A 25,483-nucleotide genomic window follows, 5' to 3' on the forward strand; every position below is an offset into this window, starting at 1 on the left:
AACGAATAGACATAGTGTAGAACGACAGACAAGCTAGCAAAGGAGAACGGCATGATCAGTAGCAAACAGCACAGGAAGATATGTTTTGTGTACAGGAAGAAGACGGCATACGAGATGACGTCGAGTCTCGTGGGATCGGAGATGTGACGAAGAGACAGATCGTCGCCAGATCTTCGCGGCCGATCGCCAGCTCGACTTGCGCCACACCACGTCCTGCTCGTAGGCGATGTGTTCGCGGCCCGCCTTGATGAACTCCTGCAGCGCTTCGTGATAGTCGGCCTCACCGGGCTTGCCGTCCTCCAGCCGCTGCAACAGCTGCTTACCGGCCTGCTCCTGCTCTATCGCCTTGTCGACGATTCCGTCACCGATCGCATCGCGCACCGCCGGCCAAAAGAACTGCTCCTCAATGGCTTCGTGTTGCGACTCCGCGATGATGAGGTTGTTAACGACCGTCTCCAGGCCGCTCGCCTCGGCGCCCGAGCCCGACGGCGCCCCGTCCAGCGTCTCGAACAAACCGAGCACGCTTTTGTGGTCCTGGCGAAGAAAAGTGATTGCGTCCATGCCGTGCCTTCCAGTTGGGCGTATGACTCGAAGTGGCCTGCGGATACCCGGGGCGGTCGCCTTGAAACGAGCCGGCCCGGGCTGAACCCCGAGTGTGGTTGTGGCAAAACATCGGTCGTTTCGCACCTGCCCGTCGGGGGTAGCTCTACGCGATGGCGGGCGACGGCACAACGAAGTCTGTCGTGGTGGCGTTCGCCGCCAACGCCGGGATCGCGGCGGCCAAATTCGTCGGTTTCCTGGTGACCGGAAGCTCGGCAATGCTCGCGGAATCGGTGCATTCGCTTGCCGATACGATCAACGAAGTGCTGCTGCTGGTCGGCAAACATGCGGCGCTCAGGCGGCCGGACGCCCTGCACCAGTTCGGCTATGGCCGAAGCCGGTACTTCTATTCCTTCATCGTGGCGCTTCTGGTGTTCGTGCTCGGAGCGGTCGCCGCGATCTACGAGGGGTATCGCAAGCTCTCGCATCCGGAGCCGCTGAGCGCGCCCGGCGTCGCCATCGCGATCCTGGTCGTCGCCGCGATCTTGGAGGGCTTCAGCCTGCGCACCGTTCGCATGCAGTCCAAGCGGCTGAAGGGTTCCGAGAGTTGGTGGCAGTTCGTCCGCAATTCCCGCGTCCCCGAGCCACCCGTGGTGCTGCTCGAAGACAGCGCCGCCCTGCTCGGTCTGGGCGTGGCGTTCACCGGCGTCACGCTGACCGCCGTGACGGGAAACCCGTTGTGGGACGCCGTCAGCACGCTCGGCATCGGCGTGCTGCTGGCCGTCATCGCCGTGGTCTTGATCGTCGAGACGCACAGCCTGCTGATCGGCGAGGGAGCGACGGCCAGCCAATGCAAGATGATTCGAGCCGCCCTGCAGCGGGCCGAGCACGTCGATTCCGTCGTGGATCTGCGTACCCAGTACCTCGCCCCGGATCAACTGGTGGTGGCAGCCAAGGTCGTTTTCGGGCCGGAGAAGGAATTCGCGGTCGCAGCCGATGTGATCCGCAGCGCCGAAGCGCGCATTCGGGAGACGGTGCCGGGGGTGCGCGTCGTCTACATTCAGCCCGAGGTCGAACCCACGTCGACCTAGTGCAACTTCGGCAAGACGTTGGTGCGGTAGAACTCGATCGCCGTCAGCGGGTTGCTTTGCGGGAAGTGCAAATAGGGGACAGCGCCGGCATCCAGGATCGCCTGCACCGCTTTGATGTGCGGTGCTGGATCGGTTCCGACCGTCCAGTTGGCCAGCACCTTCTCGATGGGGTTGACTTGCGCGGCGCGCTGGATTTCGACCGGATTCGGCTGGTCGACGGCGCCGGCGGTGAAGCGCCACAGGCCTGCGGCGGCGGTGGCCTCGGCGCCGTCGCCGACGACCGCGAACAGCTCGGCCCGCTTGCCCAGGCCGCCCGGATCGCGACCCGCGGCCCGCGCGCCCGCACCGAACGCCGCCAGCAGCGTCGGGTTCGTGATGTCGCGCGCCTGACCGATCCAGCCGTCGCCGTATTGACCGGCCAGTGTCGCGCTCTTCGGCCCGCTGGCCGCCACGAAGATCGGCGTTGGGCTCGACGGAGTGTCGTAGAGCTTCAACGCATTGGTCTGAAAGTAGCGACCGGCGAACGAGATTCGCGATCCGCTCCACAACTGGCGGATCAGGCTGATCGCTTCGACCAGCCGGTCGTGGCGCTCGGTGTACTTGCCGAACGCGTCGGTGCTGGCCTGTTCGTTCAACCGCTCCCCGGTCCCGACTCCCAGAAACACTCGCCCGGGATACAGGATCGCCAGTGAGGCGAAAGCTTGGGCCACGACGGCCGGGTGGTAGCGGTAGGTGGGGCAGGTCACCCCGGTACCGAATGAGATGCGGCTGGTGGCATTGCCGACCAGCGCCAGGGTCAGCCACGGGAACATCGAATGGCCCTCGTTGTCCTGCCACGGCTGGATGTGGTCGCTGGCCCAGACGTGCGCAAAGCCGGCCTGTTCGGCCGCCTGGGCCTGCGCCACGAGCTGGTCGGTGCGGAACTGCTCGTGCGAGAGCACCACCCCCACCGGCTTGGCCGCCGGTGGCGGCGGGGCGGCGGGCGTGGCGTGATCGGTGCCCGGCCGCGAGCACCCGGCACCGAATCCGACGGTGCCGAGCATGCCCGCTCCGGCGGCCGCCCGCCCGAATGCGCGACGCGAGACGCCGGCCACCGAACTAAGGTACCCACCGCCGCGGCTACGACACCGGCTAACCTGACTCGGGTGACTCCCCAGGCGCGCGCGGCGCGGAAGGCCGACGTCCGCGAGTTGTCACGCACCCTGGCTCGTGCCTTCTACGACGACCCGGTGATGACCTGGCTATTGCCCGACGACGGGGCGCGCACCGCGAACCTGCACCGGGTCTTCGCGACGATGACACGCCACCATCATCTGGGCTGCGGCGGCGTCGAGGTGGCGTGCGACGGCCCGGGCATCGGTGCGGCGGCACTCTGGGATCCCCCCAATCGGTGGCGGGAGACGCGGCTGGGCGAACTGGCGATGACCCCGACCTTCCTGCGCGTGTTCGGCATGCGCGCGGCGAGGGCGCGGGGCGTACAGGAATTGATGAAGCGCACGCATCCCGAAGAGCCGCACTGGTATCTGGCCGCCATCGGCAGCGACCCGTCGGTCCGCGGCCAAGGCTTCGGCCAGGCCTTGATGCGGTCCCGGCTGGACCGCTGCGACGCCGAATACTGTCCGGCCTATCTCGAGTCGAGCAAGCCCGAAAATGTCCCCTATTACGAGCGTTTCGGTTTCGTCGTGACCCGCGAGCTGGTGTTGCCCGACGGTGGCCCCACCATGTGGGCGATGTGGCGCTCGCCGCGGTAGCGTTTAGCCCCCCTACGCGGCGGGCAACCGTTCCCGCATGAGCGAAAACCCGCAAGCCGACGAGCTGGTGGACCCCGCGGACTTCCCTGAGGAAGGCGGTCCCGGCGACACCCTGAACGCGAGCGAAGGCACCGACTCCGACGAAGTCCACAACGACGACGGTGACATCGTGGTCGACCCGCCCGACGGCTGGAGTGAGGCCAACCGCTTCGGCATGACGGCGCGCGAGGAGCGGGAGGGCGAATCCCTGGATGCCCGGCTCGCCGAGGAGGAGCCCGACGTCTCGCCCGACACGCCGGGCGCGGGCGAACCCGCCGACGGTCCGCCCGGACGCGCACATCGGGGCCAGATCGACGGAGCGCCCGAAGACGGTGAGTCGCTGTTCGAGGTGGTCGACGAAAACGCGGCGCCGGACATCACTGCGACGACGGAGTGATGTTGCCAGTGTTCGACTGTTCACTGCGCATGCGGCGGCTGGACCCTCGCTAGGGGGTGCTCTTCCAGCCGGCGATGCCGATCGCGATCATCCGTAGTTGCTTGACGGCGATCCGGCGGATGTCTTCCAGCGCCTCGGCGCTCTGCGCGTCCTCGATCGCCTCCGCGATGACGATCATCGCGTTGACGAACAGGGTCGCCAGCACATTGAGATCCTCCGTGGTCCACTCGTGCAGCCGCGGGAAGCGTGCCAGGTCGGTGGCGAGCTCTGAGGTGATCAACCGGATCTCGGTGCGGATGGCATAGCGCAGCACGCTCAGCCCGCTGTTGCGTTCGCGCGCTATGAACCGCCAATGTTCGCGCCGCTGCGCGACGCTGGCGACCAGTATCTCGACCGACGACTCGATCACCCGGTTCGGGTCGAGCTTGCCGGCACGCGCTTCACGCAGCGTGTCGCGCAGGCTGCGGAAGGACTCGTCGATCAGGACCAGCCCCAGGGCCTCCATCGACTCGAAGTGGCGGTAGAACGCCGCGGGCACGATCCCGACCTCGCGGGTCACCTCCCGCAGGCTCAAACTGGAAAAGCTGCGGTCCTGCAGCAGCTTGAGGGCCGCGGCAATGATGGCGCGCCGGGTCGCCTCCTTGCGCTCCTCACGCGACCGGCTTTCGCGCACGCGCTCGCGACCAGAACCGCGCACCCGTGAGCTAGGAGTACGGCTGTTCACTATGTGAAGCCTACCACATACCCGCAGTAAACCCTTGACTGACCGGGTGGTGCGGCAGCACGGTGTACATATGTTCACTCAAATGACTTCTAGTCGGGCCCTCGCTCGAACTCTTCGGAAGCGAGTGTTGGGCTCGGACCTCCTCGACCTGCTGACCGGCCCGCACGGTGTGGACCGATACACCGAGCTGGTGGCGCCGACCTGGACGTTGGGTCAGGCCCGAGCGAAGGTGATCGACGTGCGCCGCACCACCGCGCGCAGCATCACCCTCACCCTCGCGCCCAACGAGAGCTTCACGTCCGACACGACCGTCCAAGCCGGCCAGTACGTCAGCCTCTCCGTCGAGATCGACGGCCGCTTGCACACCCGCTGCTACTCCCCGGCCAACGCCGAAGGGGCCGCCCATCTCGAGCTGACCATCGGCCGCCACGACGGCGGCCTGGTCTCCAACTACCTGTACGAGCAGGCCCGCCGCGGCATGGTCGTCGGCTTGGCGGGCGTCGGCGGCGACTTCGTGTTGCCGGCCCAGAGGCCGCGCCGGATCCTGTTCGTCTCCGGTGGAAGCGGCATCACGCCGGTCATGGCGATGCTGCGCACCCTGATCGCCGAGAACCACCCGGGCGAGATCGCGTTCGTCCACTACGCCCGCACTCCGGCCGAGGCCTGCTACCGCGACGAGCTGGCGACCCTGGCCGGCGTCCGGGTGCTGCACGGCTACACCCGATCCGACGAAGGCGATCTCGCCGGCCGGTTCGGCGCCTCGCACCTCGAGGCGGCCATGCCGTCACCCGATGCGGTGTTCGTCTGCGGCCCAACACCTTTGGTGGAAGCCGTGCGGCGCCATTGCGACAACGTCTACACCGAAAGCTTCGTCCCGCCGTCGTTCGCGGCGCCCGCCAACCCGTCGGGCGGCCGCATCACCTTCGCCGATAGCGGCGTCGATGTCGTCGACGACGGACGCCCGCTACTGGAACAGGCGGAATCGGCCGGCCTGTCACCCGAAAACGGCTGCCGTATGGGCATCTGCCACACCTGCACCCGGCGCAAGACCGCGGGAACGGTGCGCAACCTGATCACCGGCGCCGTCTCGACCGGTCCCGACGAAGACGTGCAGATCTGCGTGTCCGTCCCCGTCGGCGACGTCGACCTATCGCTCTGACGCCCCCAGAAGTTCCCGAGAGGAAAAGCCATGACACAGAACAAGATCACCCTGACCCCCGAACAGGCCGACGCGTTCGGCCGCGAGCTGGACGCCATCAGGGAGCGCGTGATGGCCAGCCTGGGCGCCGAGGACGCCGACTACATTCGCCGCGTCATCAAGGCCCAGCGCGCGCTGGAGGTCGGCGGCCGCGCGCTGCTCTTCCTGCCGCCCGCCTGGCTGCTGGGAACCACGATGCTCGGATTGTCAAAGATCCTGGACAACATGGAGATCGGCCACAACATCATGCACGGTCAATACGACTGGATGCGTGACCCGACCATCTCCGGCCGGTCCTTCGAGTGGGACACCGCGTGCCCCGCGGATCAATGGCGGCATTCGCACAACTACATGCACCACACCCACACCAACATCGTGGGCATGGACCGCGATATCGGCTACGGCATCCTGCGGATGAGCGAAGATCAGCGCTGGCAGCCCTATTTCCTGGGCAACCCGCTCTACGCCTTTCTGTTGATGGTGCTGTTCCAGTACGGCGTCGCGCTGCACGAACTGGAGACCGAGCGGATCCGCTCCGGTGAGATCGCGCTCGCCGACAAGCGCGAGGTGCTGCGCGCCATCTGGCGCAAGACCCGCCGGCAGACGCTCAAGGACTACGTGGCGTTCCCGTTGCTGGCCGGCCCCTTCGCGCCGTTCGTCTTCGCGGGCAACCTCTCGGCGAACCTGATGCGCAACGTGTGGTCGTACATGATCATCTTCTGCGGCCACTTCCCAGACGGCACCCAGGAATTCACCGTCGAGGAAACCAAGGACGAATCCCGCGGCATGTGGTACTTCCGCCAGGTGCTGGGATCGGCAAACCTGACCGGGGGCAAGCTCTTTCACCTGCTGTCCGGCAACCTGTCGCACCAGATCGAGCACCACCTGTTCCCGGACATGCCGGCGCGCCGGTACGCCGAGATCGCGCCCGAGGTGCAGGCGATCTGCGAACGCTACGGCATCCCCTACAACCGCGGCCCGCTGCCGCGGCAGTTCGGCACCGTCATCCGCAAGATCGTTCGGCTGACCTTCCCCGACTCCGTGCTGCGGAAGGCCACCGCCGGCCGCTCGCCGGATCCGGTCCCCGCGGCCGCCTGACGGCCGCCTCCGTCCCCCGCGCGCAAACCGGGGCTTGCGCGCGGGGGACAATGGGCTGCGTGGAATGGACCGGCGCGCGCTACGCGGACAAACCAACGGTGGAGGCCTCGGTTTGGATCGATGCGGATCCGGCGCGGGTGTGGAGCCTGGTTTCCGACATCAAGCTGATGCCGACGCTGAGCAACGAGCTGCAAGCCGTCCAGTGGGCCGAGGGTGCCGACGCCCCCCGCGTCGGCGCCCGTTTCGTCGGACACAACGAGCACGACGCGTTCGGGCAATGGAGCACCACCTCCCAGATCGTCGCGTGCGACGAGCCGCGTGAATTCGCCTGGGCCGTCGGCGAACCCGACAATCCCGCATCGATGTGGCGGTTCCGGCTGACGCCCCGCGATGGCGGCACTGCGCTGAGCTATTGGATGCAGATGGGCCCGGGACGTTCGGGGCTGTCGGTTGCCATCGAGTCGATGCCCGACAAGGAGCAGAAAATCGTGTTCGTGCGGATGCGCGAGTTCGAGGCCGCGATCGGCAAGACGCTCGCCGCCATCAAGAGGCTGGCCGAGCACGGGGTGCGCTGATGCGAACCGCGACGACGGTCGAGTTGTCCACCGCCGCGGGTGAAACCGCGGCCTTCGTCGTCGAAGCGGAGAAGCTGGGCCTCGACGTGTGCTGGGTCGCCGAGGCCTGGGGCTCCGACGCACCCTCGGCGTTGGGCTACCTCGCGGCGCGGACCGAGCGGGTCCTGCTGGGCTCGGGTGTCCTGCAGGTCGGCGTTCGCTCGCCGGTCATGGTCGCCCAGACCGCCATCACGCTGTCCAACCTGTCGGGTGGGCGTTTCCTGCTCGGGCTGGGCGCGTCCGGCCCGCAGGTGATCGAGGGCCTGCACGGCGTCTCGTTCAGCCGGCCGCTGGCGCGCATCTCCGAAACGGTCGACATCGTGCGGCAGGTCTTCGCCGGAGGGAAGGTGTCTTACTCCGGCAATCAATTTCAGATTCCGCTGCCCGGCGGCGAGGGGGTGCCGATGCGGCTGTCGACGCGGGCCGAGCACCCCATCCCGATCTACCTGGCCGCCCTGTCACCGGCGATGCTGCGGCTGACCGGTCGGACCGCCGACGGCTGGCTGGGCACCAGCTTCGTGCCGGAGGGCGCCGGCGACGCGTACTTCTCGCACCTGGACGAAGGCCTCGCCGCGGCCGGCCGCTCGCGGGCCGACGTCGACATCTGCCAGGGCGCCGAAGTCGCCTTCGCCTCCGACGAGGAGGAACTGCGCGGCCTGGTCGCGGGCCGCAAGAAGGACCTCGCCTTCAGCCTGGGCGGCATGGGCTCCTCCAGCACGAACTACTACAACCAGGCCTACAGCCGGCAAGGCTGGGCCGACATCGCCGCCGAGGTACGCGAGCGCTGGCAGCGGGGCGACCGCGACGGCGCCGCCGCACTGGTCACCGACGAGATGGTGTTGGCCACCGCGCTGATCGGCACCGAGGAGATGGTTCGCGCCCGGCTCACCGTGTGGCGGGATGCCGGGGTGAACACCGTGCGGCTGTATCCGGCCGGTGACACGGTGGAGGCGAAGCTTCGCACGCTCGGCCGGGCCATCGAGCTGGTCGCCGAGGTCGGCTGAACCTCGACTGTGGGGGCTTTGGACGGATTCACAGCGGTTGTCGTGCCGAGGCCGCACGCTCGGGCGGGTCGTTAGCGAAGGGCCGTAGGCGCGTCGGTCGTCTTGACCAGTCGCACCTGCGGACGCTCCGGCACTCCGTCGGCCAGGAACCACCGGAAGGCGAGGTTGCCGCGCGGATAGTCCAGCGTGGTCAGCGAATTCGGGTGTGCCGTCATCGTGCGGGACAGGACGATCGTCACCGTGCCGTCGCTGTTGAGCGCGGCGCTGTGGCCGTTGATCGAGCAGCGGGCATCGGCCGCGCCGAACGTGGCCATGAATTGGTTCCACACCACCAGATTCCAGAACCTGCATGTCGGAGGGCGGTGCGTGATGATCAGCGCCTCGTCCTCATCGAGCACGAAGCTGCCGTAGGAATAGCAGGCGTCGCGCGCCGACCAACCGAAGTTGGCGTCGGGTACCTGGTACGGATCGGCGAAAGCATTCGCCGCGTGCGCGGTTTCGTGTCCGAGGGCATGTTGGTCGTCCACCCGCGTCCCGACGGCCAGCGGCACGATGGCGAACATGGTGCGCAACCAGGTGGTGACCGCCCGTAGGCGTGCGGCGGTCTCCGCGTCGCCGTGCCGAATCGGGTCCGGTTCGTCGAGCGCCTCGATCCGCCAGGTGACCGGGTGGCCGGTCAGCGGGTCGGCCTGGTAGTCGCGGGTCATCAGCACGGCGGCGCCGGGCGTGGGGCCGAGTTCGAAGGTGAAGTTGCCGTCGGCATCCATATTGAGGACGTCCAGATCGCTGTCGCGGATTATCGCAACCACCCGGTCCGACCACGCACCCGGCGACGGCTCGTTGTAGGCGGTCACCGAAAAGTACGCACTGTCACCCTTGTTGCCGCTGATGCGATAGCGGCGCTGCGGATCGACCGGGCAGATGTAGTAGTAGGCGTCGGTGTTGTCGCCGCCCCAGCGCCGGTCCCGACGGAACGGCGTGTTCACGGCGACGAACTGCGGCCGGCCGGGTTCGGTGAACAGGTAGGTGTCGAAGGCGACGCCGAGCGTGCTGGCAAGCATGCGGTAACCGTCGGCGACGTGCCGGTCGTCGACCACCGCGCGGTCGCCGTCCAGGAAAGAGCGGTCAAGGGTGCCCAGGGTGGCGAGCAGCTCCTGCCAGGCGGCCGTCGTTTCGTGCGTCATGCGCGGATTCCCTTCAGGAGCAACGTGGTTGTGCGATCGATCCACCCGTCGTCGAGTTCCGCGACGCGGGTGAGCAGGCCCATCAGCGTGATGCCGGCGATGGCATCCGTGAGTTCGGTGGCGGTCACGTCGGGCCGGACCTCGCCGCGGCGCGCGGCCCGGTCCAGCAACTCGGCGAGGCCGCCGCCGATGACGCCGGCGAACCGCTCCAGCAGCGCCGAATGCAGGGTCGGGTCGGAGGCCATCTCGCCCACCAGCCCGGGCAGGGCGGCCCTGGCGGCCGGAGTCGTCAGGAAAAGCATTGCGCGACGGACCATTTCGCGCAGGTCCTCGGGCAGCGACCCGGTATCGGGCAGCTCGGTGGCGGAGCCGATGGGGAACACCGCCTCGTGTACCAGGTGCGCCTTGCTGGGCCAGCGGCGGTAGATGGCGGGCTTGCTGGTGCCGGCGCGTTCGGCGATCGCGGAAACCAACAGCCCGGCGTAGCCGGTCTCGGTGAGCAGTTCCACCGTCGCGCTGAGCACCGCGCCGTCGATGCGTGGGTCACGAGGCCGGCCAAAATCCACTACCATTACGAAACCGAGAGTAACATAAGTCACCGTGACCGATGTCGTTCGCCTCGATGACCTCGCCCGGCCCCGCTTCAGCCCCGAGGCCCAGCAACTCCTCGACATGATGGCCTCGCTGGCGCCGGACTGCCCGCTGGACGCCGACGCGCTGCACGCCAGGGCCGCCGCGGACACCGGCCTGCACGATTTCGGCCCGCCGGACTATCGCGAGCGGCTCGGCGTCTTACTCGCCGCGCTGCGCGACATCGACGGCCGCCACGACGCGGGGACGGTGAATTTCTACGGCCAACTGCTGCAACTGCTGAAGAACCGGCTGTTGTTGACCGACCTGTTGCGGCGGCATCCCGAGATCGACGACATCGAGCTGCGGCCGCCGGTGGTGATCGCCGGGCTGCCCCGCACCGGCACCACCCACCTGCACAACCTGCTGGCGGCCCCGGCCACCTTCCGCACAATGCCGTACTGGGAAAGCGTCGAACCGTTCCCGCTGCCGGCCGAGGCCGGGATCGAGCCGGATCCGCGGCGGGCGCGGATGGATGTCGCGGTGGGCGTGATCAACACCGTGATGCCCCATTTCCCGCTGATGCACGAGATGACGACCGACCACGTCCACGAAGAGATCCAGCTGCTGGCCAACGACTTTTCGACCATGCTCTTCGAGACGCTGGCCCACGTGCCGCGCTGGCGCGACTACTACCAGACCCACGACCAGACGCCGCATTACGAATACTTGGCCCGGCAACTCAAGGCCATGCAGTTCCTGCGCGGGGGCAGGCGCTGGCTGCTCAAGTCGCCTCAGCATCTCGAGCAGGTGCCGGTGCTCGATCGCGTCTTCCCCGGCAGCATAGTGGTTTTCACCCACCGTGACCCGGTTCCGGTGGCGCTGTCGATGATCGCGATGATCACCTACTCGGCGCGCATGCACCGCGCGCCGGTCCCCGTGGAGGAGATCGCGGCATCGTGGATCGACCGTCTGGACGACATGCTGACCGCGCTCGTCCGCGATCGCGACACCATCGGCCCGGAACGCTCGGTCGACGTCCGGTTCGACGACTTCATGGCCGACGAAACCGGCGTCGCCGACCGGGTGTACGCGCTGGCCGGCGAGCCGTTCGGCGACGAAGCCAGGACGGCGATCGGCGAGTACCTCGCGGGCCATCGGCGCGGCCGGCTGGGGAACGTCGCGACATCCTGCGCGATGTTCGGGTTGGACGAGGCGGATTTACGCGCCCGCTTCGCGCCGTATGTCGAACGGTTTCTGGCCTAACCCGCGGCGGGCGGCTACCTTCTCAATTCATGGTCACTATGCCCGCGCTGGACGGTGTCGAACACAGGTATGTGGAGCTCGGAGATGGGGTGACGATCCACGTCGCGGACGCCGGTCCGGCCGAGGGGCCGGCGGTGATGCTGGTGCACGGATTCCCCCAGAACTGGTGGGAATGGCACAACCTCATCGGGCCGCTGGCCGCCGACGGCTATCGGGTGCTGTGCCCCGACCTGCGCGGCGCCGGCTGGAGCTCGGCGCCACGCTCGAGTTACACCAAGACCGAGATGGCCGACGATCTGGCGGCCGTCCTGGATCGCCTCGGCGTGGCGACGGTCAAGCTCGTCGCCCACGACTGGGGCGGCCCGGCCGCGTTCATCATGATGCTGCGTCACCCCGAAAAAGTGAGCGGGTTCTTCGGGATCAACACGGTGGCGCCGTGGGTGAAGCGCGATCTGCGTGCGGTGGGCAACATTTGGCGGCTCTGGTATCAAATCCCGATCTCGTTGCCGGTGGTCGGGCCACGGATGATCGGCAATCTCAGCTCGCGGACAAGCCGCCTGCTCGGGTCATGGGTGGGTGGCGGCTTCGCACTGCCCGAGGAGGACCTGCGCATCTACGCCGAATGCATGCGCCAGCCCGGCCACGCGGAAGCCGGCTCCCGCTGGTATCGCAGCTTTCAGACCGGGGAGATGCTGCGTTGGATGCGCGGCGAGTACGCCGACGCGCGCGTCGAGGTGCCGGTTCGCTGGCTGACCGGCACCCAAGACCCGGTGATCACGCCCGACCTCACCGACGGATATGCCGACCACATCAGCGATTTCAAGGTGGAGCTGGTCGACGGCGTCGGCCACTGGATCATCGACCAGCGCCCGGAGCTGGTGCTCGACCGGGTTCGGACCTTCCTGCGCGGCGAAGGGTAAGCGTCAGGGCCGCACCAGAATCCGGATGGGATTGCCGTCCTGGCGCTCGAGCTTCTCGATGCCCTCCGTCAGGTCCTCCAGTGCGACGATATCGCTGATCGACCTCGAAATATCAAGGCGCCCAGCCGAAACCAACTTCGCCAACGTTTCGATGTCGACGTTGTGATAGCCCAAATGCCCAAGCACCTGCTTGTGGGTCAGCCCGAACAGCGAGGTGGGGCCGACGGTGGGCGACTCGGCGCTCATCCCGACGCCCACCAGCCGGCCGCCGGGCGTGAGGCAGTCGAGCCCCTGCTCGAACGTCGCCTTCAGTCCGACGGCGTCGAAGGCCACATCCAGCAGCCGCCCGCCGGTGACTTCCGCGATGCCGTCCCTGAGCCCGTCGTCGCGGGAATCGAAGGCGTAGTCCGCACCGAGCGCCAGCGCCCGTTCCAGCACCGCGGGATTGATGTCGACGGCGACGATGGGTGCGGCGCCGACCAGCCGTGCGAGCTGAACGATGTGGGTGCCGACCCCACCCACGCCCCACACGCCGACCGACTCGCCGACGGCAACCTTCCCCGTCCGGACGACGGCCCCGAACGGCGTCGATACCGCGTCGGCCAGGATCGCGGCCTGCTCCAGCGGGACGTTATCGGGCACCCGCGTCAGGCCCGTCGCTTGCGCCAGGGTGTATTCGGCCCACGCCCCGTCGTAGGCGAACGCCATCAATTGGATCCGCAGGCAATTGACCACATCGCCGCGCCGGCAGTTCGCGCAGCGTTGGCAGGGCCGGCCGGCGGGAACCACCACGCGGTCACCCTCGTCCCAGCCGGTCACCTCGGGTCCCAGCTTGGCGATGGTGCCCGACGCCTCGTGGCCCTGGGTCACCACGGGCTGCTGCGCCGGGAAGGTGCCGTTGATGAGGCTCAGATCCGAGTGGCAGATGCCACAGAAGGCGACCTTGACCAGAACTTCGCCCGGTCCCGGTTCGGGGATCGGAACATCTTCGAGCGCAACCGTTTTGGTGTCCGCGTAGAAGCGCTCGGCGCGCATCGTCGACGCCATGGGCTAGTCGACTCCGATGGTGACTTCCGTTGACTTGATGAATACCGTCGCCGGCTGCCCGGCCTCGAGCCCGAGCTCGACCGCGGCGTCCTTGGTGACGGAGGACGTGACGATCTGCTCACCGCCGTCGAGCTTGACCTTGACGATCGCCATCACGCTGCCGAGGTCGACCTCGGTGATGGTCCCTTTGAGTTGGTTCCGGGTCGATAGCCGCATCGCAAGGTCCTCTGTTCGTTGGTTGTCTGCGATCGACCCTAGTGTCGCGGGCCGAGCAGGGCTATGGAGGCGTCCACGGCCGGCTCCACGATGCCCCGCACCGGTTTTCCGTCTTCGACCGCAAGAGCGGTCAGTTCGCGTAGCCCGCCGAGCAGGATGACCGCCAACGGGGCGGTCAGCGGAGGCAGCGCGGCCCGCTGGAAGCCGGGGCTGGCGCTGAGGTCGATCAGCAGGCTGGACAGCAGCTGCAGCCCGCGGCGCTGCACAGGGCGGGCGGCGGCACCGAGCGAGGGCAGCTCCCTAATCCAGCTGAGCGTGATGGCCGGCCGGGATTCGATGTAGTTGACGTACGCCTCGACCGCCTGGCGGATCTGTCGGTGCCAGTCGGCCTCGGGGTCGACGGCCGCCGCAATGCACTCGCCGAGCCTTTCGATATCGGAGCCCAGGAGCTCCAGGAAACACTCCTCCTTGCTGGCGAACTGGTCATAGAAGGTGCGCTTGGACGTGCGGGCGTGACGGACCACGTCGGCAACGGTGCTGGCGCGGTAACCGCGCTCGGCGATCGAGGTGGCGAGGCCGTCGAGCAGCCTCAGCCGGAACGGGTCGCCAAGGACCGCTTCGTCAGCCGTCGCTGTCGCCGCTGGGGTCACGGCCGGCCCCTTCCGTCACGCACGACCTCTTGTCAGAGGTTGGTACCACAGAGTACCGTATCCGGAAAGGTTTTGGTACACCGCGGTACCACCCCCGTTTTCGGGGGAAATGATGGGGAGCAGCCCGCCATGAGTGAAGTCGTCACCGCCCCCGCGGCCCCCGCCGCCGTCAGGCTCCCCCCTGCGGCACGGCTGCCAAAGCTGTTGCAGGGTCTGGGTTTTGCGATCTCACGGCGCGGGATGATTCAGCGCCTGGCCCGTCGGTACGGCGACGTCTTCGCGCTGAATCTGCCCATGTACGGCGAGGTCGTGGTGGTCGCCGACCCGCAACTGGCCAAGCAGATCTTCACCACCAGCCCCGACGAGCTGGGCAACATCCAGCCCAACCTGAGCCGGTTGTTCGGCTCGGGGTCCGTGTTCGCGCTCGACGGGGAGGACCATCGCCGGCGCCGCCGGTTGTTGGCGCCCCCGTTCCACGGCAAGAGCATGAAGAACTACGAGTCGATCATCGAAGAAGAGACGCTGCGCGAGACCGCCGGCTGGCCGGAGGGCGAGGCGTTCGCGACGCTGCCGTCGATGATGCGCATCACGCTCAACGCCATCCTGCGCGCTGTCTTCGGGGCCGAAGGCGCCGAGCTCGACGAGCTGCGCCGCCTCATCCCGCCGTGGGTCACGCTGGGCTCGCGGATGGCGACGATGCCCAAACCGCGCCGCAGTTACGGGCGCTTCACCCCATGGGGGCGCCTGGACGAGTGGCGCCGCCGGTATGACGCCGTCATCGACCGGCTAATCGAAGCCGAGCGGGCCGATCCGAACTTCGACGAGCGCAGCGACGTGCTCGCGCTGATGTTGCGCAGCACCTACGACGACGGTTCGGTCATGTCACGCAAGGACATTGGCGACGAACTGCTCACGCTGCTGGCCGCCGGTCATGAAACCACGGCGTCCACGCTGGGCTGGGCATTCGAGCGGCTGACGCGGCACCCGGACGTGCTGGCCGCCTTGGTCGAAGAGGCCGACGGCGACGGCCAGGAGTTGCGTCAGGCGACCATCCTGGAAGTCCAGCGGGCCCGGACGGTGATCGATTTCGCCGCCCGGCGCGTCTACCCCCCGCGTTACCGGCTCGGGGAGTGGGTCCTTCCCCGCGGCAAGTCGATCCTGGTGAGCATCGCGCAGATCCACGAAAACCCCGACGTCTTCCCGAATCCGGAGCGCTTCGACCCGCAACGGTACATCGGGACCAAGCCGTCGGCCTTCGCGTGGATCCCGTTCGGCGGTGGCACCCGCCGCTGCGTGGGGGCGGCGTTCGCCAACATGGAGATGGACGTCGTGCTGCGAACGGTGTTGCGGCACTTCACCATCGAGACCACGACGGCGCCCGGGGAGCGGTGGCACGGTCGCGGCGTCGCCTACACACCCAAAGACGGCGGCCGTATCGTGGTGCACCGGCGCTGAGCCGGGCCCGCCTACTGGCCCGCGGTGGCCCGCCGCGGCAGTTTCCAGCCCGGGCGGATGTAGTGGCAGGTGTACCCGTTCGGGTAGTGCTGCAGGTAGTCCTGGTGCTCGGGCTCGGCCTCCCAGAAGTCTCCAGCGGGGCTGACTTCGGTCACGACCTTGCCGGGCCACAGCCCGGACGCGTCGACGTCGGCGATGGTGTCCAGCGCGATGCGCTTCTGCTCCTCGTCGAGGTAGAAGATGGCCGAACGGTAACTGGCTCCACGGTCGTTGCCCTGCCGGTCCTTCGTTGTCGGATCGTGGATCTGGAAGAAGAACTCGAGCATGGTGCGGTAGTCGGTGACCGCCGGGTCGTACACGATCTCGATGGCCTCGGCGTGCGTGCCGTGGTTGCGGTAGGTCGCATTGGGGACGTCACCGCCGGTGTAACCGACCCGCGTCGAAACCACACCCGGCTGTTTGCGGATGAGTTCTTGCATGCCCCAGAAACAGCCGCCGGCAAGTATCGCTTTTTCGGTTGCCATTGCTCGTCCTCCTAACCGGCCACGATGCCGCCCAGGCTACACTCCGCCGATGAGCCGCAACGTCGCGACGATTTTCCGAAGTGCCGCAGCATGACGACGCCTTCGTTCTCCCGCAGCGAACTGTCCGCCGCCTTCGAGACATTCGAGGAAACGGTCGCCCGGGCCGCGGAGACGCGTGATTGGGACGCCTGGGTCGAGCAGTACACGCCCGACGTCGAGTACGTCGAGCATGCCGCCGGCACGATGCGGGGGCGCGACCAAGTGCGCGAGTGGATCAAACAAACGATGACGACCTTTCCCGGCAGCCACATGGTCGCGTTCCCCACGTTGTGGTCGGTCATCGACGAGCCCACCGGGCGCGTCATCCTCGAACTGGACAACCCGATGCGCGACCCGGGTGACGGCAGCGTGATCAGCGCGACCAACATCACGATCATCACGTACGCGGGGGACGGCCAGTGGAGCCGTGAAGAAGACATTTATAACCCGCTGCGCTTCCTGCGGGCCGGGATGAAGTGGTGCCGCAAGGCACAGGCGCTGGGCACGCTCGACGAGGACGCGGCGCGGTGGATGCAGGAGAACGGAGGAGCCAGGTGAGCACCAAACCCAAACTGGTCATCGGCGCCAACGGCTTTCTGGGTTCGCATGTCACCCGTCAGCTCGTGGCCGACGGGTTCCAGGTGCGGGCGATGGTGCGCCCGAACGCCAACACCCGCTCCATCGACGACCTCGAGCTGACCCGGTTCCACGGAGACGTGTTCGACGACGCCACGGTGCGGGAGGCGATGGACGGCGTGGACGACGTCTACTACTGCGTCGTCGACACCCGCGCATGGTTGCGCGATCCCACGCCGCTCTTCCGCACCAATGTCGAAGGCCTGCGCAACGTTCTCGACGTCGCCGTCAACCAGCCCGACCTGCGCAGGTTCATCTTCACGAGCACCTACGCGACGGTGGGCCGCCGACATGGGCACGTGGCGACCGAGGACGACGTGATCCGGTCCCGCCGGCTGACTCCTTACGTCCAATCGCGTTTGGAGGCCGAGAATCTGGTGCTGCGGTACGTGGCCGAGGCCGGCTTGCCCGCCGTCGCGATGTGCGTGTCGACCACCTACGGCAGCGGCGACTGGGGCGGCACTCCGCACGGTGCGTTCATCGCCGGCGCGGTGTTCGGCAAGCTGCCCTTCGGAATGAACGGCATCCAGCTGGAGGTCGTCGGCGTCGACGACGCGGCTCGGGCCATGATCCTGGCGGCCGAGCGTGGGCGCATCGGTGAGCGGTACCTGGTCTCGGAGCGGATGATCGCATTGAACGACGTGATCCGCATCGCGGCCGACGAGGCCGGGGTTCCGCCGCCGCAACGCTCGATATCGGTGCCGATGCTCTATGCCCTGGCGGCGGCCGGCACGCTGAAGGCGCGGCTCACCGGCAAGGACGCCGAACTCAGCCTGGCCTCGGTGCGGATGATGCGCGCCGAAGCCGACGTCGACAGCAGCAAGGCGAAGCGGGAATTGGGCTGGCAGCCACGCCCGGTCGAGGAATCGATCCGCGAGGCGGCGCGGTTCTGGGCGGGGCTGAAGGTTGCCAGCGGCAAAAGCGCGACTCCAGGCTGAACGCCGCGCCGCCGGGCGTTCAACACGGCTGGCGCGGTCGCGCCGCGACTAGCCTCGGGCGGCGTGACTGCCGAAAGGGTAAGCGTTGACCTCAGCGGGGCGCCCCAGACGATGCTGGCGACGCTGTACGCCAAGGCGTTGGACGTCGACTTCAAGACACCGATCCTGGGCGACGGGTATGCGAAGGAGATCGTCCAACGCATCGACTACGACTGGAAAAAGACGTCCATCACCGCGCGTAGGGCGCCGTCGGTCACCACCCGGTCCGCTCACTTCGATGCCTGGGTCCGCCAATTTCTTGCGGCGCACCCACGGGCTGTCGTACTGCACCTGGGCTGCGGACTGGACAGCCGGTGTCTGCGGGTGCAGCCGGGCCCGGGCGTCGAGTGGTACGACGTCGACTACCCCGAAGTCGCCGCGCTGCGCGCGCAGCTCTACCCGGCGCGCGACCACTATCGGGTCATCGCCGCCTCCGTCACCGACCCGGCCTGGCTCCGGGGCATCCCCGCGGACCGTCCCGCGCTGATGATCGGCGAGGGGCTGACCATGTACCTCACCGAGCAGGACGGCACCGCACTGCTGCGCCGCGTGGTCGAGCACTTCGGCTCGGGCGAGCTGCAGTTCGACGCCTTCAACTCGCTCGGGATCAAGTCGCAGTGGCTCAACACCGTCGTGCGCCGTTCGGGATCCACGCTGTCCTGGGCGATCAACGGGCCCGAGGACATCGTCGGCGCGGTGCCGGGTGTGCGGCTCCTGGCCTGGGAGCGGTGGTTCGAGTCGTACACCTTCGCGCAACTCCCGCGCTCCACGCGGGCGCTGGGGAAGGTCATGTCGCTGGTTCCCGCCGTCGCCAACATGGCGCAATACCACCGCTACGCATTCGGGCCGCCCTGATCGGGAAGCCTCGAGATCCGGCTCGCGTTGTAACTCCCATCGGCGCCTAGGAGGAGACCATGACCCACCCCGAAATCAAAGAGCCCAGCGCTGGCCACCCGATCACCATCGAGCCGACGAAGGGTCGGGTACAGGTTCGCGTCAACGGCGAGCTGGTAGCGGACACGACGGCCGCCCTCGAACTACGGGAAGCCAGTTTGCCTGCAGTGCAATACATTCCGATGAGTGACGTGGCGCAAGACCGGCTGACCCGCACGGACACCAGCACCTACTGCCCGTTCAAGGGTGACGCCAGCTACTACAGCGTGACCACCGCGGCCGGCGAGACCGTCGACGACGTCATCTGGACCTACGAGCAGCCCTACCCTGCGGTGGCGGCGATCGCCGGACATGTGGCTTTCTACCCGAACAAGGCCGAAATCAGCGTGTCGGCTTCCTAGTAAGTCCACCCGGGTAGCGCGGCCTCGTGCGCCCGGGTGTCGCTGTAGAGGCGCATCGAGACGATCAGCCCGTCGCGGGTGTCGAAGATGCAGACGAACGGGCTGTCGTATTCGACGCCGCCGGTGGTGGTGCCGGTGGCCTGCGCCTCGACGACCACGGTCTCTCCCTCGTTGACACACCGCACCAGGTCGATGGTCAGCTCAAGTTCACGTTTGCGCCGCTCGATCGCGCGCCGGAACGTCTCCTTGTCGCACGAGGAGCGCGTGACCAGCGTCCAGTAGCTGAAGTCGTCGCTGAGTAGCGTGAAGCCCTCGTCGAGGTCGCCACCGTCGCTCGTACTCTGTAGGAACATCCAAGCCAGTTCGCCCTGTGGGTCATCGAACGGCGTCATCACATCGCAATATTGACTTGGCACATCGTTAACGGTCAATCGGAGAGTCGGTCGGTGGACAGCGCGCGCACCGTCACGTTTCCCGGGGCGGTCAGCTTCGGGCATACGTTGGCGCCGCTTCGCCGGGGGGCCGGGGACCCCTGTTTCCGCGCGGCCGGCGACGGCGCGATTTGGCGGACCAGCCTGCTACCCACCGGCCCCGTCACCGCCCGGATCAGCCGGGCCGCCGCCAACGCCGTCCGCTGCGTCGCGTGGGGAAGCGGGGCGCCGGAGTTCGTGGCGGGGCTGCCCGCGCTGCTCGGCCTCGAGGACGACGCCTCGGATTTCGTGCCCGGCGACCCGACCGTCGCCGCCGCGCACCGCCGGGTTCCCCACCTGCGCCTGGGCCGCACCGGGCTTGTGCTCGAGGCGCTGATCCCCGCGATCATCGAGCAGCGGGTGCCCGGGGCCGACGCGTTTCGGTCGTGGCGGCTGCTGGTGTCCAAGTACGGGACACCGGCTCCCGGACCGGCGCCGGCCGGGATGCGGGTGCCGCCGTCGGCCGAGGCGTGGCGATACATCCCGTCGTGGGAGTTCCACCGCGCCAATGTCGACCCGGGGCGCGCGCGGACGGTGGTGACGTGCGCGCAGCGGGCCGCCTCCCTGGAGAGGCTGGCATTCCGTCCGGCCGCGCAAGCCCGCGAGGCGTTGATGTCGTTGCCGGGCGTGGGCGAATGGACCGCCGCCGAGACGGCGCAGCGGGCCTTCGGTGACGCCGACGCGGTGTCGGTGGGCGATTATCACATCCCCAAGATGATCGGCTGGACGTTGATCGGCCACCCGGTCGACGACGCCGGCATGCTCGAACTGCTCGAGCCCATGCGACCGCACCGCCATCGGGTGGTCCGGCTGCTGGAGGCCAGCGGACTGGCCTACGAACCGCGGCGGGGCGCCCGGCTGCCGGTGCAGCACATCAGCAACCTCTAAACGTGGTCATCGCCTCGTCGGGCCCGGGTTTTCAGCAACGGCCATCGGGTAACCAACCCCAAAGACGACGTGACCGTGTGCGAAAACGGAGGAATTCGATGACACAGTTCACCATCCCGGGGCTCACCGACAAACAGGGGGCGCGGCTGACCGAACTGCTGCAAAAACAACTGAGCACTTACAACGATCTTCACCTGACGCTCAAGCACGTGCACTGGAATGTGGTGGGGCCCAACTTCATTGGCGTGCACGAGATGATCGACCCGCAGGTGGAGGCGGTCCGCGGTTTCGCCGACGACGTCGCGGAGCGGATCGCGGCCCTGGGCGGGTCACCGCAGGGAACACCGGGGGCGATCATCAGGGACCGCACCTGGGACGACTATTCGGTCGGTCGTGACACCGTCCAGGCCCACCTGGCGGCGCTCGACCTCGTCTACACCGGTGTCATCGAGGACATCCGCAAGTACATCGAGGAGACCGAGGAGCTCGACCCGGTGACGCAGGATCTGCTGATCGACCAGGCCGGGAACCTGGAAAAGTTTCAGTGGTTCGTGCGGGCGCACCTGGAGAGCGCGGGCGGCAAGTTGACCCACGAGGGCGCGGCCACCGAGAAGGACGCGGCGAGCACGGCTCGCCGTTCCTAGCGGTCCTCCTCGACCCGGCGTTCGCGTTCGGCAGCGGCGGTCTCGCGGTTCAGGCGCTGTGACTCGTAGATCGTGATGTTGGTACGCGACATGAGCAATGCCGCGATGCCGACGGACAGGATCGCTCCCGGGACGACCGAGAACGAACCGGTCATCTCGGCGACCATGATCATGATGGCCAGCGGGGCGCGAGCGACGCAGCCGAAGCAGGTCATCATGCCGACCACGACGAAGACCCCGGGATCGGGTGGTACGCCGGGCAGGCCGAACAGCTCGCCCAGCCGCCACACCGCCGCCCCGACGAACGCGCCGATGACGATCCCCGGCCCGAACAGACCGCCGGATCCGCCGCTGCCGATCGACAACGAGGTGGCGACGATTTTGGCGATCGGGAGTAGGACGACGATCCACAACGGGATGGCCAGTAGGGATGCGCGGTTGGCCGCGAGTTGCGCCCAGCCGTAGCCGCTGCTGAGGATCTGGGGGATCAGCAGCCCCAGCAGGCCGACGAGCAGTCCGGCGACGGCGGGCTTGAGCACGGGGCCCCCCTGCAGGCGGCGGGTGAGCCGGACGGCGGCGTGGAAGGTGCGGGCGTAGAGATAGCCGACTGCGAACGCGACCAGGCCGATGACCACGAACCACAGCAGCGGCCACGCCCTCTCGAACCGGTACTCGGCGTCGATGTAGCCGAACAGCGGATCGAAACCCAGAAAAGCGCCGAGCACCGCGTAGGCCGTTCCGGACGTGATGAATCCGGGCAGCAGGCAGCGATAGTCGAAGTCGTCCCGGTAGGTGATCGACGCGGCCAGCACCGCCCCGCCGAGGGGCGCGGCGAAGATCGCCCCGATGCCGGCGCCGATACCCAGCGCCACCGCGATCCGGCCGTCGTCATCGGAAAGGTGCAGCCGCCGCGCCAGCAGCGAGCAGAAACCCGCCGATATCTGCGCGGTCGGTCCCTCCCTCCCGGCCGAACCGCCCGACCCGATCGTCAGCGCGCTGGCGACCATCTTCACCAGCACCGCCCGAAAGCGGATGGCACGCGGATCGCCGTGCACCGCCTCGATGGCTTGGTCGGTGCCGTGGCCGGTGGCCTCCGGGGCGAGCTTCGCGACGATGAAAGCGGAGAGCAACGCTCCGCCCGTGGTCACCAACGGGATCGCCCACGCGCGGCGGAAACCGCGGTCGCCGCGGCCGCCGCCCTCGCCCACCGGCGTCGGGATGTGGTAGCCGCCCAGATAGCCGAGGAGGAACTCGCTGGTATACCTGAGCGCGAGGTAGAAGACGACGGCTCCCAGGCCGGCGACCACCCCGATCATGACGCCCAGCAGCAACCACTTCTGCAGGTAACCGGACTTCCTGATCGACGCGCCGAAGCGTCCGCCGGCACCGCGCGGCGACGCCACCGGGGCCTCGGGGCGCTCCGGTTCGCCATCCGTCTGGTCGCTCACGACATGGGTCCCGCGCACGGCCGTGGCTCCGGTCCCGCAAGCACCACGTCATCCTATGCAGCGCCACGGCCGTGCACCCGGGGGAATAACTGGACTGCGGTCCGGTTATAGGAGTAGTTCCGATTTAGGGAGGTCATATGCCCGCCATCACCGCCAACACGCTGGCGCTGCCACGGGTCGGCGCCGCCGCCCCCGCCGAGACCGAGCGGCCGGTCCGATCGATCACTACCGGGCCGCGCGGCTACGAGGGGGAGGGCTTTCCCGTCGTGCGGGCCTTCGCCGGGGTTAGCGCCGCCGCGCTGGACCCCTTCGTGCACATGGACCAAATGGGCGAGGTCGAATACGAGCCGGGTGAGCCGAGGGGCACCGATTGGCACCCGCACCGCGGGTTCGAGACGGTCACCTACATGATCGACGGCAAGTTCGCCCACCAGGACTCCCACGGTGGCGGCGGGCTGATCACCGATGGTGCGACGCAGTGGATGACCGCCGGGTCGGGGATCCTGCACATCGAGACGCCGCCGGCGGAACTGGTCGACAGCGGCGGCCTCTTTCATGGCATCCAGTTGTGGGTGAACCTGCCGAAGCGGGACAAGTTCGCGCCTCCGCGCTATCAGGCCATCGAAGGTGGCGACGCGAAGCTGATCGCATCCGAGGACGGCGGGGCGCTGGTCCGCATCATCGCGGGCGAGATCGACGGTCACCGGGGGCCCGGGATCACCCACACGCCCATCACCCTCGCGCATGCGACCGTCGAGAACGGCGCCCGGCTGAACCTGCCGTGGCGGCGCGACTTCAACGCGCTCGTCTACGTGTTGTCCGGTAGCGGGTACGTCGGTCCGGTGGCGCACCCGATTCGCCAGGGCCAACTGGCCGTGCTCGGCCCAGGGGATCGAATCACCGTGGGCGCCAACCTGACGCAGGAATCGTCGCGCACCACTGCCATGGATGTGTTGCTGCTGGGCGGCCAACCCATTCGCGAGCCGGTATTCCACTACGGGCCTTTTGTGATGAACTCGCGGGCGGAATTGGTCCAGGCGGTGGAGGACTACCAGGCTGGGAAGTTCGGCAGCATTCCGCCAAATGCGCTAATGCCACACCATGGCAATGGCACACTTTAACGATGTCTTCAGGGGTGAGCCGCAGGCCAGGACGCCCCCCAGCCGCAAAGGCCGATGAGACGCGACAGCGGATCATGCAGGCGGCTCGGCTTGTGTTCAGCGAGCGCGGGTACGACGGGGCGACGTTCCAGGCCATCGCGGCCCGGGCCGACCTGACCCGGCCGGCGATCAACCACTACTTCTCCAGCAAGCGGGTGTTGTATCGGGAGTTGTTGGAGCAAACCAACGAAGCCATCATCGGAACCGGGATCAAAGAGGCCGAGCGGGAGGCCACACTGGTGGGGCAACTCACCGCATTCATCTCCGCTGCGGTGCGCGCCAATTCCGAGAATCCCGCCGGGTCGGCGTTAATTATCTCCGGGGTACTCGAGTCGCAGCGGCACCCGGAATGGAACAAGACCGAAAACGACTCCGTGCGGATGTGTCGGGAATTCCTTGTTCGCGTCGTCAACGCCGCAATGGAACGGGGCGAGGTCCCCGACGACGTCGACGTGCCGGCGTTGATCGAGGCGCTGGTTGTGCTGATGTGCGGGGTGGGCCTGTACGCGGGCTTCGTTCAGGGTCCCGACGCCCTGCTGTCCATCACCGGAATGATGCGGCGGCTCCTCGAGGGAGCTTTCCGGCGGTCCAGCGCGTAGGCCCCGGCGCGGCAGTGAAGTTGCGCACAAAGCGTATAGGCTAACTAACTTATCCCGGTAACATGATCGGGTCATGACTGATCTGGACGAGTCGTTACCGCCTACCCTGCGATCTGCCGGCGACAGCTGGGCCATCACCGAACTGGTCGGTGCCACTGCGCTCGGCGTCGCGGCATCCCGCGCGGCGGAAACCGCCGGGAGTGACCCGCTCATCCGCGACGAGTTCGCGCGCATCCTGGTGTCGTCGGCCGGCGCGGCCTGGGAACGGCTCGCCGATCCCGAGTTGGCCTGGCTCGACGGAGACGAACACGGCCGCCGCGCCCACCGCGTCGGCATCGACTACCAGGCCGTGCGCACGCATTTCTTCGACGGGTACTTCAAGGACGCCGTCCGGGCCGGAATCCGGCAAGCGGTCATCCTGGCCGCGGGATTGGACTCGCGGGCCTATCGCCTGGACTGGCCGGACGGCACCACGGTGTACGAGATCGACCAGCCCAAAGTGCTGGAGTACAAGACCGGAATCCTGCAGCGGCACGGGGCCACCCCCGCCGCTGACCGCCGCCCGGTCCCCGTCGACCTGCGCGACGACTGGCCGGCGGCATTGGCCGCGGCGGGATTCGACCGCACCCAGCCGACCGCCTGGCTGGCCGAGGGCCTGCTCCCGTACCTGCCGAGCGACGCGCAAGACCGCCTCTTCGACATGGTCACCGCCCTGAGCGCGCCGGGCAGCCAGGTCGCCATCGAGGTGTTCGGCATGAACTCGCGGAGCAATTCGCAGCGCTGGCTGCGGATGCGCGAGCGGCTGGGCCTGGACGTCAACGTCCATGCGCTGACCTATCACGAGCCGGACCGTTCGGACGCGGCCCAATGGCTGACCGATCACGGCTGGCAGGTGCAGACCGTGGACAACCACGAGGAGATGTCCCGCCTGGGCCGCCCGGTTCCCGAAGACCTGGTCGACGACGCGGTGCGCAGCATCCTGCTGCGGGCCAGTCTCGGCGACCCGACCGGCTGACCTTTGCCAAGGACCCAAGGAGCA

The 25,483-nt window shown here is 67.8% G+C and carries 30 protein-coding genes; 19 read left to right on the plus strand and 11 right to left on the minus strand.

Annotation, left to right across the window (positions count from 1 at the left end):
* Positions 1–33: 33 nt before the first annotated feature.
* A complete protein-coding gene (locus tag BRW65_RS20440) occupies positions 34–561 on the minus strand; it encodes a hemerythrin domain-containing protein (protein WP_139273192.1) in 528 nt (175 codons plus the stop codon).
* A 152-nt stretch (positions 562–713) separates the two neighbouring features.
* On the opposite strand from BRW65_RS20440, the gene BRW65_RS20445 reads away from it, so the two are divergent.
* Positions 714–1,631, plus strand: a complete 918-nt coding sequence (locus BRW65_RS20445) for a cation diffusion facilitator family transporter (protein ID WP_073877674.1) — start codon at positions 714–716, stop codon at positions 1,629–1,631.
* Here BRW65_RS20445 and BRW65_RS20450 read toward each other — a convergent pair.
* The gene (locus tag BRW65_RS20450) at positions 1,628–2,725 is read right to left on the minus strand and encodes a F420-dependent hydroxymycolic acid dehydrogenase (protein WP_073877676.1); all 1,098 of its coding nucleotides are present in this window, start codon (positions 2,723–2,725) and stop codon (positions 1,628–1,630) included. The two genes, BRW65_RS20445 and BRW65_RS20450, sit on opposite strands and share 4 nt — an antisense overlap.
* Positions 2,726–2,776: 51 nt before the next feature.
* On the opposite strand from BRW65_RS20450, the gene BRW65_RS20455 reads away from it, so the two are divergent.
* Both BRW65_RS20455 and BRW65_RS20460 read left to right on the plus strand, forming a co-directional pair.
* Positions 2,777–3,382 (plus strand): GNAT family N-acetyltransferase, encoded by a 606-nt coding sequence (locus BRW65_RS20455; protein ID WP_073877678.1) that lies wholly within the window; start codon positions 2,777–2,779, stop codon positions 3,380–3,382.
* A gap of 37 nt (positions 3,383–3,419) precedes the next feature.
* Complete coding sequence (locus tag BRW65_RS20460) at positions 3,420–3,818, plus strand: hypothetical protein (protein WP_073877679.1); 399 nt, start codon at positions 3,420–3,422, stop codon at positions 3,816–3,818.
* A 49-nt stretch (positions 3,819–3,867) separates the two neighbouring features.
* On the opposite strand, the gene BRW65_RS20465 is transcribed toward BRW65_RS20460, so the two are convergent.
* Positions 3,868–4,515, minus strand: a complete 648-nt coding sequence (locus BRW65_RS20465) for a TetR family transcriptional regulator (RefSeq protein WP_197499038.1) — start codon at positions 4,513–4,515, stop codon at positions 3,868–3,870.
* A gap of 97 nt (positions 4,516–4,612) precedes the next feature.
* Between BRW65_RS20465 and BRW65_RS20470 the strand changes: the two genes are divergently transcribed.
* From BRW65_RS20470 to BRW65_RS20485, 4 genes are read left to right on the plus strand one after another with little or no spacing between them, the layout of a single operon-like run.
* The gene (locus tag BRW65_RS20470) at positions 4,613–5,701 is read left to right on the plus strand and encodes a ferredoxin reductase (protein ID WP_073877681.1); all 1,089 of its coding nucleotides are present in this window, start codon (positions 4,613–4,615) and stop codon (positions 5,699–5,701) included.
* Between the two features lie 30 nt (positions 5,702–5,731).
* Positions 5,732–6,838: a fatty acid desaturase family protein gene (locus BRW65_RS20475; RefSeq protein ID WP_073877682.1), complete on the plus strand. Its 1,107-nt coding sequence runs from the start codon at positions 5,732–5,734 to the stop codon at positions 6,836–6,838.
* Positions 6,839–6,888: 50 nt separating this feature from the next.
* Positions 6,889–7,413 (plus strand): SRPBCC family protein, encoded by a 525-nt coding sequence (locus BRW65_RS20480; RefSeq protein ID WP_208611898.1) that lies wholly within the window; start codon positions 6,889–6,891, stop codon positions 7,411–7,413.
* Entirely contained in the window at positions 7,413–8,456 is a 1,044-nt protein-coding gene (locus tag BRW65_RS20485) for an LLM class flavin-dependent oxidoreductase (RefSeq protein WP_073877684.1), read from the plus strand. The genes BRW65_RS20480 and BRW65_RS20485 overlap by 1 nt, the downstream gene beginning before the upstream one ends.
* 71 nt (positions 8,457–8,527) lie before the next feature.
* Here BRW65_RS20485 and BRW65_RS20490 read toward each other — a convergent pair whose 3' ends face one another.
* The gene (locus BRW65_RS20490) at positions 8,528–9,640 is read right to left on the minus strand and encodes a DUF1214 domain-containing protein (RefSeq protein ID WP_073877686.1); all 1,113 of its coding nucleotides are present in this window, start codon (positions 9,638–9,640) and stop codon (positions 8,528–8,530) included.
* Positions 9,637–10,212 (minus strand): TetR/AcrR family transcriptional regulator, encoded by a 576-nt coding sequence (locus tag BRW65_RS20495; protein ID WP_073877688.1) that lies wholly within the window; start codon positions 10,210–10,212, stop codon positions 9,637–9,639. Before BRW65_RS20495 ends, BRW65_RS20490 begins: the two co-directional genes overlap by 4 nt.
* A gap of 28 nt (positions 10,213–10,240) precedes the next feature.
* Between BRW65_RS20495 and BRW65_RS20500 the strand changes: the two genes are divergently transcribed.
* A complete protein-coding gene (locus BRW65_RS20500; RefSeq protein ID WP_073877690.1) occupies positions 10,241–11,476 on the plus strand; it encodes a sulfotransferase family protein in 1,236 nt (411 codons plus the stop codon).
* Between the two features lie 29 nt (positions 11,477–11,505).
* Entirely contained in the window at positions 11,506–12,396 is an 891-nt protein-coding gene (locus BRW65_RS20505) for an alpha/beta fold hydrolase (protein WP_073877691.1), read from the plus strand.
* 3 nt (positions 12,397–12,399) lie between these two features.
* Here the strand turns inward: BRW65_RS20505 and BRW65_RS20510 are convergent, their stop codons facing one another.
* From BRW65_RS20510 to BRW65_RS20520, 3 genes are read right to left on the minus strand one after another with little or no spacing between them, the layout of a single operon-like run.
* Positions 12,400–13,443, minus strand: a complete 1,044-nt coding sequence (locus BRW65_RS20510; protein ID WP_073877693.1) for a zinc-binding dehydrogenase — start codon at positions 13,441–13,443, stop codon at positions 12,400–12,402.
* A 3-nt stretch (positions 13,444–13,446) separates the two neighbouring features.
* On the minus strand, positions 13,447–13,659 hold the full coding sequence (locus tag BRW65_RS20515; RefSeq protein WP_073877695.1) for a TOBE domain-containing protein: 213 nt from the start codon (positions 13,657–13,659) through the stop codon (positions 13,447–13,449).
* A 38-nt stretch (positions 13,660–13,697) separates the two neighbouring features.
* Positions 13,698–14,309 (minus strand): TetR/AcrR family transcriptional regulator, encoded by a 612-nt coding sequence (locus BRW65_RS20520; RefSeq protein ID WP_073877696.1) that lies wholly within the window; start codon positions 14,307–14,309, stop codon positions 13,698–13,700.
* Between the two features lie 129 nt (positions 14,310–14,438).
* Between BRW65_RS20520 and BRW65_RS20525 the strand changes: the two genes are divergently transcribed.
* A complete protein-coding gene (locus BRW65_RS20525; protein WP_073877698.1) occupies positions 14,439–15,764 on the plus strand; it encodes a cytochrome P450 in 1,326 nt (441 codons plus the stop codon).
* Positions 15,765–15,775: 11 nt separating this feature from the next.
* On the opposite strand, the gene msrA is transcribed toward BRW65_RS20525, so the two are convergent.
* Positions 15,776–16,288, minus strand: coding sequence for a peptide-methionine (S)-S-oxide reductase MsrA (msrA, locus tag BRW65_RS20530; protein ID WP_073877700.1), 513 nt, complete (start codon positions 16,286–16,288; stop codon positions 15,776–15,778).
* Between the two features lie 90 nt (positions 16,289–16,378).
* Here msrA and BRW65_RS20535 point away from each other — a divergent pair, with 90 nt between their 5' ends.
* From BRW65_RS20535 to BRW65_RS20550, 4 genes are all read left to right on the plus strand, one after another.
* Positions 16,379–16,885, plus strand: coding sequence for a nuclear transport factor 2 family protein (locus tag BRW65_RS20535; protein ID WP_073877849.1), 507 nt, complete (start codon positions 16,379–16,381; stop codon positions 16,883–16,885).
* Entirely contained in the window at positions 16,882–17,901 is a 1,020-nt protein-coding gene (locus BRW65_RS20540; RefSeq protein ID WP_073877701.1) for an NAD-dependent epimerase/dehydratase family protein, read from the plus strand. The genes BRW65_RS20535 and BRW65_RS20540 overlap by 4 nt, the downstream gene beginning before the upstream one ends.
* Before the next feature lie 111 nt (positions 17,902–18,012).
* Positions 18,013–18,795 carry a class I SAM-dependent methyltransferase gene (locus BRW65_RS20545; protein ID WP_073877703.1) on the plus strand — a complete coding sequence of 261 codons (783 nt, stop codon included), beginning with the start codon at positions 18,013–18,015 and terminating at the stop codon, positions 18,793–18,795.
* Between the two features lie 59 nt (positions 18,796–18,854).
* The gene (locus tag BRW65_RS20550; RefSeq protein WP_073877705.1) at positions 18,855–19,235 is read left to right on the plus strand and encodes a DUF427 domain-containing protein; all 381 of its coding nucleotides are present in this window, start codon (positions 18,855–18,857) and stop codon (positions 19,233–19,235) included.
* Here BRW65_RS20550 and BRW65_RS20555 read toward each other — a convergent pair.
* Positions 19,232–19,630, minus strand: a complete 399-nt coding sequence (locus tag BRW65_RS20555; protein WP_073877707.1) for a nuclear transport factor 2 family protein — start codon at positions 19,628–19,630, stop codon at positions 19,232–19,234. The genes BRW65_RS20550 and BRW65_RS20555 overlap by 4 nt on opposite strands.
* A gap of 51 nt (positions 19,631–19,681) precedes the next feature.
* Here BRW65_RS20555 and BRW65_RS20560 point away from each other — a divergent pair, with 51 nt between their 5' ends.
* Together BRW65_RS20560 and BRW65_RS20565 are read left to right on the plus strand one after the other, a co-directional pair.
* A complete protein-coding gene (locus BRW65_RS20560; RefSeq protein ID WP_073877709.1) occupies positions 19,682–20,593 on the plus strand; it encodes a DNA-3-methyladenine glycosylase family protein in 912 nt (303 codons plus the stop codon).
* 98 nt (positions 20,594–20,691) lie between these two features.
* On the plus strand, positions 20,692–21,237 hold the full coding sequence (locus BRW65_RS20565; protein ID WP_073877711.1) for a Dps family protein: 546 nt from the start codon (positions 20,692–20,694) through the stop codon (positions 21,235–21,237).
* On the opposite strand, the gene BRW65_RS20570 is transcribed toward BRW65_RS20565, so the two are convergent.
* Positions 21,234–22,685 carry a chloride channel protein gene (locus tag BRW65_RS20570; RefSeq protein WP_084187885.1) on the minus strand — a complete coding sequence of 484 codons (1,452 nt, stop codon included), beginning with the start codon at positions 22,683–22,685 and terminating at the stop codon, positions 21,234–21,236. The two genes, BRW65_RS20565 and BRW65_RS20570, sit on opposite strands and share 4 nt — an antisense overlap.
* 137 nt (positions 22,686–22,822) lie before the next feature.
* On the opposite strand from BRW65_RS20570, the gene BRW65_RS20575 reads away from it, so the two are divergent.
* The 3 genes from BRW65_RS20575 (at position 22,823) to BRW65_RS20585 (ending at position 25,459) form a co-directional block, all read left to right on the plus strand.
* The gene (locus BRW65_RS20575) at positions 22,823–23,806 is read left to right on the plus strand and encodes a pirin family protein (protein WP_073877713.1); all 984 of its coding nucleotides are present in this window, start codon (positions 22,823–22,825) and stop codon (positions 23,804–23,806) included.
* A 2-nt stretch (positions 23,807–23,808) separates the two neighbouring features.
* Positions 23,809–24,444 carry a TetR/AcrR family transcriptional regulator gene (locus tag BRW65_RS20580; RefSeq protein WP_073877715.1) on the plus strand — a complete coding sequence of 212 codons (636 nt, stop codon included), beginning with the start codon at positions 23,809–23,811 and terminating at the stop codon, positions 24,442–24,444.
* Positions 24,445–24,517: 73 nt separating this feature from the next.
* A complete protein-coding gene (locus tag BRW65_RS20585) occupies positions 24,518–25,459 on the plus strand; it encodes a class I SAM-dependent methyltransferase (RefSeq protein WP_073877717.1) in 942 nt (313 codons plus the stop codon).
* The last annotated feature ends 24 nt before the right edge of the window (positions 25,460–25,483 follow it).

Origin of the sequence: Mycobacterium paraffinicum (assembly GCF_001907675.1) — a bacterium.
In the GTDB taxonomy this organism is placed as follows: Bacteria; Actinomycetota; Actinomycetes; order Mycobacteriales; family Mycobacteriaceae; genus Mycobacterium; species Mycobacterium paraffinicum_A.